This is a genomic window from Paraburkholderia caledonica (assembly GCF_000383275.1).
GTDB classification, from domain to species: Bacteria; Pseudomonadota; Gammaproteobacteria; order Burkholderiales; family Burkholderiaceae; genus Paraburkholderia; species Paraburkholderia caledonica.
In genome coordinates, this window is sequence record NZ_KB911050.1 from 21370 (window position 1) to 33602 (window position 12233).

Here is a 12233-nt window from a genome sequence, read left to right on the forward strand (position 1 = left end):
CCCAAGGAGGGGGAAACAGGTATAATCTTGGGCTCCCTAAATCGAATCTTCGATGGTTGGGTTGTTCACTGCTTTCACGTCTTCATCGGGAGTGGGAATGTCCAATCTGAGCAATGCATTGCAGTTGCGGTCTGTTCACAGCCAACTGCCAGTCACGGCTTACTTTGACGAAGCGCTTTTAACGCGCGAAATCGAAACCCTTTTCAGGAAAGGTCCTCGTTACGTCGGGCACGATCTCATGGTGCCGGAAGCGGGGAATTATTTTGCCTTGCCCAGCGAGAGCGAGGGGCGCGTGCTCGTTCGTAACCAGCAGTCGCAAGTCGAACTGCTGTCGAACGTGTGCCGCCACCGGCAGGCCATCATGCTCAACGGCCGCGGCCACGCGGAGAATATCGTCTGCCCGCTGCATCGCTGGACGTACGATCTGAACGGCCAGCTTCTCGGCGCTCCGCATTTCGCGGACAACCCGTGCCTGAACCTGGGCGCCACGCCGCTGCAGAACTGGCAGGGGCTGCTCTTCGAAGCGCAGGGCCGCAACGTCGCACGCGACCTGGCCAACCTCGGCACGAAACGACATTTCGACTTCTCGGGCTTCATGTTCGACCATGTCGAGGTGCACGAGTGCAACTACAACTGGAAGACCTTTATCGAGGTCTATCTGGAGGACTATCACGTCGCGCCATTCCATCCGGGACTCGGCAGCTTCGTCAATTGCGACGATCTCACGTGGGAATTCGGCGAGTGGTACAGCGTGCAAACGGTCGGCGTTCACAAGGACCTCGAGCAGCCGGGCAGTCCGACCTACCGCAAATGGCACGACGAAGTGCTGCGTTTCCGCGGCGGCACTCCGCCGGAGTTCGGCGCGATCTGGATGGTGTACTACCCCGGCATCATGATCGAATGGTATCCGCACGTGCTGGTCGTGTCGTGGCTGATTCCGCGCGGTCCGCAGAAGACCACGAACGTGGTCGAGTTCTATTACCCTGAGGAAATTGCGCTGTTCGAGCGTGAGTTCGTCGAAGCGGAACGTGCCGCCTATATGGAAACGGCCCGCGAAGACGACGAAATCGCCGAACGCATGGACGCTGGTCGCCGCGCGCTGATGGAGCGCGGCGAATCACAGGTCGGCCCATACCAGAGCCCAATGGAAGACGGCATGCAGCACTTCCACGAGTTCCTGCGGCGCGAGCTCGGCACGATCTGATTGCGGCCTCGCTGCAACTCACTTGCCTTTGCATCAACACACGGAAAGACGGGCTTCGGCCCGTCTTTTTTTGTTTAGACTAACAAGGTAGCCCGGCCATCCGGTCGCGTCATGAGACCGCCGGCAACGGAGCCGCCATCGTCCGCATCGAGGAGACGTCATGCCCCACACTCACTACACCACTTTGATCTCTGCGACGAATCTCGCCGAACGACTCGCCGAGGCCCCGGGCAGCGTGTTCGTCATCGACTGCCGCTTTGATCTGGCCGACCCGGAAGCCGGTGAAAAAGCCTACCTCGCAGGGCATCTGCCCGGCGCGCACTATCTGCATCTGGACCGCGATCTGTCCGGGCCGAAGAACGGTACGAACGGGCGCCATCCGTTGCCTGATCGCGCGCGGCTCGTTGAAACGCTGGAATCGCGCGGGTTGAAGCAAGGCCAGCAAGTCGTCGCCTACGACGCGCAAGGCGGCATGTACGCCGCGCGCGCCTGGTGGCTGCTGCGCTGGCTCGGCCACGACGCGGTGGCGTTGCTCGACGGCGGCCTGCAAGCGTGGGAAGCCGCCGGTCAGCCGTTGACGCAGGACGTGCCGCCGCAAAATACCGGCGACTTCAAAGCCGGCGCCCCGCTTTCCGTCACCGTCGACGCAAACATGGTCGAGCGCAATCTCGGCTCTAAAGAGCGCGTGGTGGTCGACGCGCGCTCGGCCGATCGCTATCGCGGCGAGAACGAGACGCTGGATGCGGTGGGCGGGCACATTCCGGGCGCGCTCAATCGCTTCTTCAAGGACAACCTGACCGCTGACGGCCGCTTCAAGCCGGCTCATACCCTGCGCGACGAGTTCACCGCACTACTCGGCGATACGCCGCCGGAACATGTCGTCCTGCAATGCGGCTCTGGCGTGACGGCGTGCGTCAATGCGCTGGCGATGGAAGTCGCCGGTCTGCACGGTGCAGCGCTCTACGCGGGCTCCTGGAGCGAATGGAGTTCTGATCCGAAGCGGCCCGTCGCAACCGGCCCGAATCCCTAAGCGAAGCAAAGCGCCGCCAGGAAAGCCGAAGGCCGTTGCCGCTCACGAGCGGCAACGGCCTTTTTATGTGTTGGTATGCGGCGAGGACTGGGCGGCCCGAAGGAGTCAAAGCGGCAAGCTCACGCGCGGAGCAGAAGCAGAAGCCGCACTGTCGAAGCTCAAAGCTCAAAGCTCGAAGCCCGAAGCTCAAACCACTCCGTGCTGCCTGAACCACGCCAGCGTCCGACGCCAGCCGTCTTCCGCGTCGGCCTTCTTGTAGCTCGGCCGGTAGTCCGCGAAAAACGCGTGGCCCGCATCGTCGTACACAACGAATTGCGAACCGCGCGCTACCTGCGGCCCTTGCGCAATCGCCTGCTTCATCTGCTCGAGCGAGTCCTGCGGAATGCTTTGGTCCTGCAACCCGTAGAGACCGAGCACCGGCGCATGCAGATCCGCCACGCGGTCGAGCGGGTTCGTGGGTGTAGTCGCCGTGCGATCGCCGGTAACACGCCCATACCACGCAACCGCTGCCTTGAGCCGCGGATTGTGCTCTGCGTACAGCCACGCGATGCGCCCGCCCCAACAGAAGCCCGTCACGCCCAGCCGGTTCAGATCGCCGCCGTGCTCGCCGGCCCACGCGACTGTCACGTCGAGATCGGCCATCGCCTGTTCGTCCGGCACCTTGCTCAAGATCTGCTGACTGATTTGCTGGATGGTCGGAAGCGCCATCGGATCGCCTTCGCGGACAAACAGATCCGGCGCGATCGCCAGATAGCCGAGCTTGGCGAAACGCCGGCACACGTCGGCGATATGCTCGTGCACGCCGAACGCCTCATGAATGACGATAATCACCGGCAGATGCGTCTTGCCCTTCGGCTGCGCGCGATAGGCCGGCACGAGCGTGCCGCCTGAACGCACGGCGATCTCGCCGGCTTCGAGACCTTCGCTGTCGGTATGGATGGTTTGCGCCGACACGGGCAACACGGCGGCAGCAAATCCAGTGCCGATCGCGGCCTTGATGAAAGTGCGCCGGTTGAAGGGAACGTGCGGGACCAGGCTGTCGACATCGGGATTCAGCATGCGGGCGCTCCTCGTTGAACGGTGGAGGCAACAGGATACGCCTCGCGCGTGTCCTGTTGCAGATGCAACCTCTTCGCGAGGCGCGCCTTCAGTGCAGCTTGACGCGCGGTAAGGTGGTGCGCCGCAGCCAGTGTGCAAAGGTGTCGAGCACCATTCGGGCGTAGCCGTGTAGCGCGGCAATATGCAGCCGGTACAGCGACATGTACATGAAACGCGCGAACAGTCCTTCGATCAGCATATTGCCGCCGATCACGCCGCCCATCAGATTGCCGACCGCGCTGAAGTGTCCAAGCGACACGAGCGAGCCGAAGTCGCGATACGTGAATTCCGGCAGCGGCCTGTTTTCAAGCCGCGCAGCGAGCGCTTTCAGAAGAAAGCTCGCCTGCTGATGCGCGGCTTGCGCGCGCGGAGGCACATTCTTTTCGTTACCGGGCCAAGGGCAGGCAGCGCAATCGCCAAGCGCGAAGACGTTGTCGTCGATCTCGGTTTGCAGCGTGCGGCGCACGTTGAGCTGACCGAGGCGGTTGACCGGCAAGCCGTCGAGCTGGCTCAGAATAGCGGGCGCCTTGATACCTGCCGCCCACACCGTCAGATCGGCACGCACGGTTTTTCCGCTCGCGGTGCGGATGATGCCGGGCGCGACCTCGGCCACGGTCTCGCTCGTCATGAGCTTTACGCCGAGCTTGGTGAGCAGCTCGGCGGTGGCCGTCGACACACGTTCCTGCAGAGCCGGCAAAATGCGCGGCCCTGCCTCGATCAACACAATGCCCACGTCGTGCCGAGGATCGAGCTTGTGCAGACCATACGCGGACAACACCTGAGCCGTATTGCGCAACTCGGCCGAGAGTTCGACGCCCGTCGCGCCGCCGCCGACAATCGCCACCTGAATGCGCGGCTCGGAAGAAGGCGACGTGCCCGGTCCCGATTCGACCGGCTCGTGCGCCTGATGCTCGGCCCGCATGCAAGCCGCGATAAGGCGCTTGCGAAAGCGCTCGGCCTGGCTCACGGTGTCGAGTGCCAGAGAGAACTCGGGCGCGCCTTTCACGCCGAAGAATGCCGTCGTGCTGCCGATCGCGATGATCAGCGTGTCGTACTCGAGCTGGCGTTCGGGAAGGAGTTCGGCGCCGTCGTCGTCGAGCACTGTGCCAAGGGTAAGACGCCGGTTCGCGCGGTCGAGGCCCGTCAATTCGCCCTGCTGGAACTCGAAGCCATGCCAGCGCGCTTGCGCGGCATATTCGAGTTCCTGCGTGAACGGGTCCATACTGCCGGCCGCCACTTCGTGCAGCAGCGGCTTCCAGATGTGCGTCGGATTGCGGTCGACGAGCGTGACCTGCGCCCGCGTACCGGCTTTGTTCTTGTGACCATAGCGATCGCCTAAGCGAGTTGCCAGCTCCAGTCCTCCTGCGCCTCCGCCAACGACGATAAACCGATGCATTGAACTCTCCGTATTTGCCAATGGGTTGTGCGTCGTGATCGCGCGCGAGAGGCACGCGTCTTTACCGATTGTCCGCGAGCAGCATGGTTTGTCACAAGCCGCCAATACGCATATGTGACATGCACACGACGATATCGCGCGCCGTCACACAGGCGTCAATGCGCTTCCTCCCAGTTGAGGCCCGCGCCCACTTCGGCGACCAGCGGGACTTTCAGCGCGGCGACACCGCACATCAACTCGGGCAGACGCTGGTGCACTTCGGACAGTTCCGCGTCCGGCACTTCGAGAATGAGTTCGTCGTGCACCTGCATGATCATGCGGGTGCCGATCCTGGCTTGTTCGATCCACTTCTGCACCGCGATCATCGACAACTTGATCAGATCGGCAGCCGTACCTTGCATTGGCGCGTTAATGGCCGCGCGCTCCGCGGCCTGGCGGCGCGGACCATTGCCGCCGTTGATTTCCGGCAACCACAGCCGGCGGCCGAACACCGTTTCGACATAACCCTTCGCCTTCGCGCTCAGACGCGTTTCGTCCATATAGCGAGCGACGCCCGGATAGCGCGCGAAGTAGCGGTCGATATAGAGCTTCGCGGCGTCGCGCGTAATGCCGAGGTTCGACGCGAGGCCGAACGAACTCATGCCATAGATCAGACCGAAGTTGATGACCTTCGCCACGCGCCGCTGATCGTTCGACACTTCGAGCGGCGTCACGCTGAAAATCTCGGCGGCAGTCGCGCGGTGAATGTCTTCTCCTTGCGAGAACGCGCGCAGCAACGATTCATCGCCGGAAATGTGCGCCATGATGCGCAGTTCGATTTGCGAGTAATCCGCCGAGACGAGCTTGTGCCCCGGCGGCGCAATGAAGGCCTCGCGAATACGGCGGCCTTCGCCGGTGCGCACCGGAATGTTCTGCAGGTTCGGATCGTTCGACGCAAGGCGCCCCGTGACCGCAACGGCCTGCGCGTAATTCGTGTGCACGCGACCGGTTGTTGCGTTGACCATGCGCGGCAGCTTGTCGGTGTAGGTCGACTTAAGCTTCGACAAGCCGCGATGTTCCAGCAGGATTTTAGGCAGCGGATAATCTTCTGCGAGCTTCTGAAGGACTTCTTCGTCGGTGGACGGCGCGCCGCTCGGCGTCTTCTTCACGACTGGCAATTCGAGTCTCTCGAAGAAGATCTGACCGATCTGCTTCGGCGAGCCGAGATTGAATTCGCCGCCGGCGAGCACATACGCCTCGCTCTCCAGCTGAATCAGACGCGCGGCAATTTCGCTGCTTTGCTGACGCAGTTTTTCCGCGTCGATCAGAACGCCGGTACGCTCCATCTTGCGCAACACGCGCGACGTGGGCACTTCGATGTCGCGATAGACATGCTCGAGCGCCTCTTCCGCAGCAAGCTGCGGATACAGTGCCTGATGCAGACGCAATGTCACGTCGGCGTCTTCTGCCGCATATTCGGCGGCTTTGTCCAGCGCGACTTCGTCGAAACCGATTTGCTGGGCACCTTTGCCCGCGACGTCTTCGTACTTGATCGTTTTGATGCCGAGATGGCGCAACGCCAGGTTGTCCATGTCATGCGGACGATGCGACTCCAGCACATACGATTGCAACAGCGTGTCGTGTTCGACGCCGCGCATCTCGATACCGTAATTGGCCAGCACCTGCTCGTCGTACTTCAGATGCTGACCGACCTTCTTGTACTCCGCGCTTTCAAGCCAAGGCTTGAGCCTCGCAAGCACTTCGTCGCGCGGCAGTTGCACAGGCGCGTCGGGGCCGCGATGCGCGAGCGGCACATAAGCGGCATGACCTGCTTCTACCGACAGTGACAGACCCACGATTTGCGCGGTCATTGGATCGAGCGACGTGGTTTCGGTGTCGAACGAGGTCAGCCCGGCTGCGTTGATTTTTTGCAGCCACGCGTCGAACTGTTCCCACGTTTGCACGGTTTCATAGTGGCGTTCGTGATCCACGCTGAGCGCAGGCGGCACGTCGGTTTCCGGCCCTTCGACCGCATCGGCAATTTCGACCTCGCGCAGCCAGGTCTTGAACCCGTGACGCGTGAAGACATCGCGCAATTCTTCGCGCGATTCGGGCCGGCTCTGCAAATTCTCCTCGATCGACGTGAGATGCCCGGTCAGATCGCAATGACGCTCCACGGTGACGAGCTTGCGCGCCATCGGCAGAAAATCCAGAGCACGTCGCAGATTGTCTCCTACCGCACCTTTGATCTCGTCTGCATGTGCGACGATGCCATCTAGCGACTCGAATTGCGACAGCCATTTGAGCGCGGTTTTCGGCCCGCATTTCTCGACGCCGGGCACGTTGTCGACGGTATCGCCGATCAACGACAGGTAGTCGACAATGCGCTCCGGGGGGACGCCGAACTTCGCAAGAACGCCGGCGCGGTCGAGTTTTTCGTTGGTCATCGTATTGATGAGGGTGACATGATCCGACACGAGCTGCGCCAGATCCTTGTCCCCGGTCGACACGATCACGTTCATGCCACGCTTTTCCGCCTCGGTGGAAAGCGTGCCGATCACGTCGTCGGCTTCGACGCCGTCGATCATCAGAAGCGGCCAGCCGAGTGCACGCACGGCCACATGAATTGGCTCGATCTGCCGCGAGAGATCGTCCGGCATGGATGGACGATTCGCCTTATAGTCGGGATACCAGTCGTCGCGAAACGTTTTGCCCTTGGCGTCGAACACGCACGCGCTATACTCTGCTGTGACTTCCTTGCGCATGCGCCGCAGCATGTTGATCATCCCGTAGAGCGCACCTGTGGGACCACCATCGGGCCCGCGCAGATCAGGCATCGCATGGTAGGCCCGGTACAGATAACTCGAACCGTCGACCAATAGCAGGGTCTTACCTTCAAGGCTTCGTTCTTCAGGCATTATGACTAAGAGAAAAGTGATTCCGAGTCTGCGATCACTCGCAGATCAAGAGCGCGCAACGGCAAAAAAGGCCCGCGCATCGTGGCAGATGTTCACGATTATGGCAGAGTTTATCGAGGCGACCGAGTACCTCTCGGAGATCCGCCCCGCTGTCAGCATCTACGGTTCAGCGCGCCTGAAACCCAGCTCGCCGTACTACAAACTCGCCACGCAAATTGCCCGCAAGCTCTCCGATGCAGGCTTCGCCGTCATCTCAGGCGGCGGCCCAGGCATCATGGAAGCCGCAAATAAAGGCGCTCATGCAGGCAAGGCGCCTTCGGTCGGGTTGAATATCGAGTTGCCGCACGAGCAGTCCGGTAACCAGTGGCAAGACATCTCGCTGCGCTTCCGTCATTTCTTCACGCGCAAGGTTACGTTCGTGAAGAATTCAGATGCCGTGATCGTGATGCCCGGTGGCTTCGGCACGCTCGACGAACTCGCGGAAGTACTCACGCTCATTCAAACCAAGAAGTCGCGTCACGTGCCGATCATTCTGGTGGGCGCAGAGTTCTGGGAAGGTCTGCTTGCGTGGTTCAAGAACTCGCTCACGCCTATGGGCCTGATCAATCCGACGGACATCGACCTGATGCAGGTGATCGACGACCCGGACCAGGTGCTCGAAGCGGTGCTCAAGTTCTACGAAGATCGCGAAGGCGCTGAGCCGCAACCCACCAAGTCTGAAGAAGACCGCATGTTCTATCTGTAACGTGCGAGTGCAGCGCTCGCGCGCTGCATTACTGCTGGATCAATCATTCAAGCGGGCGGCCTCGGGGCTGCCCGTTTGCGTTTGCGCCTGATCGGTCTGATCGCCTTGCGCCTGCAACCATTCGCAGAATTGCGCGACGAGCGGCGCATGGGCGACCTCTCTTCTTGCCACCCACCAATAGCCGCGCGCGTCGATGCGCGGCGCCGCCAGCGGCATCACGAGGCGGCCGGACGCGAGTTCGTCGGCAAGTAGCGGCAACGGGCCGAGCGCCACGCCGAGTCCATCTACTGCGGCCTGCAGGGCCAGATAGAAGTGATCGAACGATTGCTTCTTCCGGCATTTCGCGGTCACGCCCGCGGCCGACAACCAGTTGCCCCAGGCATCGGGCCGCGTGTCGGAATGCAGGAGAACGTGTCGCGCGAGGTCGTCGGCCGTGTTGATCGGCGAGCGCTGCAGTAGCGCGGGACTGCACACCGGAAGCTCGCTCTCGTCAAGAAAGTGGCCGCTCACACAGTTTGGCCAGTGAGCGGGGCCTCGCCTCACCGCAACGTCGAAGCTATCCAATGTTTCGACCGGCGCGTTCGACGTCGCCAATCGCAATTCGACGTTCGGCACCTTGCGCTGGAATTGATGCAGGCGCGGCAGCAGCCATTTCATCGCGAACGTGGGCAGCGCATTGACCCGCAGCACGTGAACCACGCCGGTGTCGCGTAATTGATCGGTGGCGTGCGCGATGCTGTCGAACGCGGCCTGCACGGTGGACAGATAGCGGCGGCCAGCCGTCGTCAGGCGCACGCGCTTGCCGTGACGATGGAACACCTGCACGCCGAGCCACGACTCGAACGCCGCGACTTGCCGGCTGATTGCACCGTGCGTCACATGCAGTTCGTTCGCCGCAGCGGTGAAGCTTTCGTGTCGCGCCGCAGCTTCAAAGGCGCGCAGCGCGGGAAAAGGAGGAAGATTACGGGCCATGCTTGTGATTGTAGATCACAAAGACGCGCGCAAAAATCGTTTTGCCGCATGGCGTTTCGGCGCTAACCTCTTGAGCTTGAACGGAAAGCGAAGCGCCATGGACCACAATCTCACCTCACTCGACTCCGCCGCAGGGCCGAGGCCCACTCTGCGGGAAATTTTCAGCGGTTTTCTGGGCTTGGGACTCATCTCATTTGGCGGAGCACTGCCGCTCGCGCGCCGCGCGCTTGTCGAGCAACGCCGCTGGCTGAACGCGGAAGACTTCACCGATCTGCTGGGGCTTTGCCAGTTTCTGCCGGGCGGCAATGTGATCAATCTCTCAGTAGCCGTCGGCATGCGCTTTCGCGGAATCCCGGGCGCGCTCGCTGGATTGCTCGGCTTGATCGCCGGGCCGTCGCTGGTGGTGATCGGTCTTGGCGTGTTGTACGAGCGCACGCAGGACGACCCGCACGTGCGTCATCTATTTGCGGGACTCGCGGCGGCCGCAGCGGGGCTTCTCATTTCGATGGCCGTAAAAATCGTGCTGCCGCTGCGCAATAAACCGATGGCCGCGCTCATCGCCGCCCTCGGCTTCGTTGCTATCGCGATCATGCGGCTACCGCTGTTGCCTACCATGCTTGTGCTGACGCCGCTCAGCATCTACGTTGCATCGAGGAGCGCACAATGAACGACACGCTCGTTTCCCTCGCCATCATTTTCAGTCAGCTTTCGCTGCTCGCATTCGGCGGCGGCAATACCATTCTTCCGGAGATGCAGCGTCAGGTGGTCGAGGTGCATCACTGGATGCCGGCCAGCGAATTCAGTGCGCTCTTCGCGCTTGCCCAAGCCGCGCCGGGCCCCAACCTGATGATCGTCACACTGATTGGATGGCACGTGGCCGGCTGGCCTGGCATGCTGGTGACGTCGATCGCGAAGTTCGGGCCGTCGTCGATCGTGACCATACTCGCGCTCCACGCGTGGGACCGCTTCAAGGACCGGCCGTGGCGGCGTTATGCGCAGTTGGGGCTGGTGCCGGTTACGGCAGGCATCGTCGCAGCGAGCGCGGCGCTGATTGCGGAAGCGTCGGATTCGACGGCGATTGCGTGGGCAGTCACGGCGGCCACCGCCGCAATCGCATTGAAAACACGCATTCATCCGCTATGGCTGCTGGCCGCCGGAAGCTTGATCGGGCTGACCGGCTTTGGGCAGTAGACGCATCGGTTGATGTCCTTGCTCTTCCGCCGATCGCAGCCGCCGGCGGAAGAACCGCCCGACCCAACACTCCGTTTACTGAAACGCCACCTCTGCAAAGCTGCGCAGCTTGCGGCTATGCAAACGATGCAGCCCGTTCTCGCGCAAAAGCTCCATGGCTTTCACGCCGATCTGCAAATGCTGGTCGACTTGCGCGCGATAGAACTGGTCGGCCATGCCGGGCAACTTCAACTCGCCGTGCAGCGGCTTGTCCGACACACATAACAAGGTGCCGTAAGGCACGCGGAAGCGGAATCCGTTTGCTGCAATGGTCGCGCTTTCCATGTCGAGCGCGATCGCGCGGCTTTGCGACAGCCGCTGAACCGGCTCACGATGATCGCGCAACTCCCAGTTGCGGTTGTCCACACTCGCGACAGTGCCCGTGCGCATAACCCGTTTGAGTTCCACGCCGTCGAGCCGCGTGACTTGCGCGACCGCGCGCTCCAGCGCGACCTGCACTTCGGCGAGCGCCGGAATCGGGACCCACAGCGGCAGATCGGCGTCGAGTACATGATCTTCTCGCACGTAGCCGTGCGCGAGCACATAGTCGCCGAGACGCTGCGTGTTGCGCAAGCCCGCGCAGTGGCCCAGCATGATCCACGCATGCGGACGCAGCACGGCGATGTGATCGGTGATGGTCTTCGCGTTCGACGGCCCGACGCCGATGTTGATCATCGTGATGCCGCTGCCGTCCGCGCGCTTCAGGTGATACGCGGGCATCTGCGGCAGACGCGGTGGCGCCGTGCCTTCCTGCGCCTGCTCACCGAGATTCTCGTTGTACATGACCACGTCGCCCGGTTCCACAAACGACGTGTACTCGCTGCGATAGGCGCGCAGTTCCTCGTCGTCTGTATGGGCCATCATGGTGCGGCCAAGTTTGACGAACTCGTCGATATAAAACTGGTAGTTCGTGTACAGCACGTAGTTCTGGCAATGCGTGGGCGAAGTCGCCGTGTAGTGCTTCAGCCGATGCAGAGAAAAATCCACGCGCGCCGCCGTGAACAGCGCGAGCGGATGCGGCTCGCCCGCCAGCGGCTCATACGTGCCGTTGACGATACGGTCGTCGAGCAGCGCCAGGTCGGGCGTGTCGAACACGTCGCGCATCAGGAAGAGGCGCTCGCGATCCAGATCGCCTTCGAGGTGAATGCCCTCGGCAAACGCAAAATGAATGGGGATCGGCTGATTCGACACGCCAACTTCGATCTTCACGTGATGGTTTTTAGCGAGCAGACGCAACTGCTCACGATAGTAGTTGCCGAACAGATCGGGGCGCGTAACAGTTGTCTCGAACACGCCGGGGCCGGCGACAAAACCGTACGAGCGGCGCGAGTCGATATGCGTGTTGACTTCCGTGCAGACGCGCACGAACGGATAGCACGCACGTACCCGGCGTTCGAACAGTTCGTTGCGGCGATAGCGCGCGAAGGCGTCGCGCAAGAAAGACGTGTTGGCTTCGTAAATGGCCGACAAGCGTGTGACGGCCTCGGCGGCGTCGTCAAAGGATTCGGTCGGGAAGCTGTTGGCGGGAGTTTGCACCGCGCGTTGATTGGTATCGTTGTTCATCTTCATTCGCCTCTATTGATGAGACGACATTACCACGGAACCCATGATCGCCAAATGACCTCGCGGCGCACGCAGCAGCCGCCGCCCGGGGGCGAGCG

10 protein-coding genes are annotated in these 12233 nt (G+C 61.9%); 5 read left to right on the forward strand and 5 right to left on the reverse strand.

What is annotated here, in order from left to right; all coding sequences use genetic code 11:
* Window positions 1–97: 97 nt before the first annotated feature.
* The gene (locus H281_RS0130935) at window positions 98–1204 is read left to right on the forward strand and encodes an aromatic ring-hydroxylating oxygenase subunit alpha (RefSeq protein WP_020071004.1); all 1107 of its coding nucleotides are present in this window, start codon (window positions 98–100) and stop codon (window positions 1202–1204) included.
* A 160-nt stretch (window positions 1205–1364) separates the two neighbouring features.
* Window positions 1365–2234, forward strand: a complete 870-nt coding sequence (locus tag H281_RS0130940) for a sulfurtransferase (RefSeq protein WP_020071005.1) — start codon at window positions 1365–1367, stop codon at window positions 2232–2234.
* Between the two features lie 186 nt (window positions 2235–2420).
* On the opposite strand, the gene H281_RS0130945 is transcribed toward H281_RS0130940, so the two are convergent.
* The 3 genes from H281_RS0130945 to polA form a co-directional block, all read right to left on the reverse strand.
* Window positions 2421–3293: a dienelactone hydrolase family protein gene (locus H281_RS0130945; RefSeq protein ID WP_020071006.1), complete on the reverse strand. Its 873-nt coding sequence runs from the start codon at window positions 3291–3293 to the stop codon at window positions 2421–2423.
* 88 nt (window positions 3294–3381) lie between these two features.
* Window positions 3382–4728 (reverse strand): NAD(P)/FAD-dependent oxidoreductase, encoded by a 1347-nt coding sequence (locus tag H281_RS0130950; protein WP_020071007.1) that lies wholly within the window; start codon window positions 4726–4728, stop codon window positions 3382–3384.
* A gap of 155 nt (window positions 4729–4883) precedes the next feature.
* Window positions 4884–7625, reverse strand: a complete 2742-nt coding sequence (gene polA / locus H281_RS0130955) for a DNA polymerase I (RefSeq protein WP_020071008.1) — start codon at window positions 7623–7625, stop codon at window positions 4884–4886.
* A gap of 1 nt (window position 7626) precedes the next feature.
* On the opposite strand from polA, the gene H281_RS0130960 reads away from it, so the two are divergent.
* Window positions 7627–8370: an LOG family protein gene (locus tag H281_RS0130960; protein ID WP_020071009.1), complete on the forward strand. Its 744-nt coding sequence runs from the start codon at window positions 7627–7629 to the stop codon at window positions 8368–8370.
* A gap of 39 nt (window positions 8371–8409) precedes the next feature.
* Here the strand turns inward: H281_RS0130960 and H281_RS0130965 are convergent, their stop codons facing one another.
* Complete coding sequence (locus H281_RS0130965) at window positions 8410–9342, reverse strand: transcriptional regulator GcvA (RefSeq protein WP_020071010.1); 933 nt, start codon at window positions 9340–9342, stop codon at window positions 8410–8412.
* 97 nt (window positions 9343–9439) lie between these two features.
* On the opposite strand from H281_RS0130965, the gene H281_RS0130970 reads away from it, so the two are divergent.
* Both H281_RS0130970 and H281_RS0130975 read left to right on the forward strand, forming a co-directional pair.
* Window positions 9440–10009 carry a chromate transporter gene (locus H281_RS0130970; RefSeq protein WP_027805094.1) on the forward strand — a complete coding sequence of 190 codons (570 nt, stop codon included), beginning with the start codon at window positions 9440–9442 and terminating at the stop codon, window positions 10007–10009.
* The gene (locus tag H281_RS0130975) at window positions 10006–10533 is read left to right on the forward strand and encodes a chromate transporter (protein WP_020071012.1); all 528 of its coding nucleotides are present in this window, start codon (window positions 10006–10008) and stop codon (window positions 10531–10533) included. Before H281_RS0130970 ends, H281_RS0130975 begins: the two co-directional genes overlap by 4 nt.
* A gap of 75 nt (window positions 10534–10608) precedes the next feature.
* On the opposite strand, the gene H281_RS0130980 is transcribed toward H281_RS0130975, so the two are convergent.
* A complete protein-coding gene (locus tag H281_RS0130980; RefSeq protein WP_020071013.1) occupies window positions 10609–12135 on the reverse strand; it encodes an AMP nucleosidase in 1527 nt (508 codons plus the stop codon).
* Between the last annotated feature and the right edge of the window lie 98 nt (window positions 12136–12233).

What these genes read in the sequence shown, in the direction of transcription:
- H281_RS0130935 (WP_020071004.1), top strand. Translation starts at nt 98, where the DNA reads ATGTCCAATCTGAGCAATGCATTGCAGTTGCGGTCTGTTCACAGCCAA.
- polA (WP_020071008.1), bottom strand. Translation starts at nt 7,625, where the DNA reads ATGCCTGAAGAACGAAGCCTTGAAGGTAAGACCCTGCTATTGGTCGAC.
- H281_RS0130975 (WP_020071012.1), top strand. Translation starts at nt 10,006, where the DNA reads ATGAACGACACGCTCGTTTCCCTCGCCATCATTTTCAGTCAGCTTTCG.
- H281_RS0130940 (WP_020071005.1), top strand. Translation starts at nt 1,365, where the DNA reads ATGCCCCACACTCACTACACCACTTTGATCTCTGCGACGAATCTCGCC.
- H281_RS0130970 (WP_027805094.1), top strand. Translation starts at nt 9,440, where the DNA reads ATGGACCACAATCTCACCTCACTCGACTCCGCCGCAGGGCCGAGGCCC.
- H281_RS0130965 (WP_020071010.1), bottom strand. Translation starts at nt 9,342, where the DNA reads ATGGCCCGTAATCTTCCTCCTTTTCCCGCGCTGCGCGCCTTTGAAGCT.
- H281_RS0130950 (WP_020071007.1), bottom strand. Translation starts at nt 4,728, where the DNA reads ATGCATCGGTTTATCGTCGTTGGCGGAGGCGCAGGAGGACTGGAGCTG.
- H281_RS0130980 (WP_020071013.1), bottom strand. Translation starts at nt 12,135, where the DNA reads ATGAACAACGATACCAATCAACGCGCGGTGCAAACTCCCGCCAACAGC.
- H281_RS0130960 (WP_020071009.1), top strand. Translation starts at nt 7,627, where the DNA reads ATGACTAAGAGAAAAGTGATTCCGAGTCTGCGATCACTCGCAGATCAA.
- H281_RS0130945 (WP_020071006.1), bottom strand. Translation starts at nt 3,293, where the DNA reads ATGCTGAATCCCGATGTCGACAGCCTGGTCCCGCACGTTCCCTTCAAC.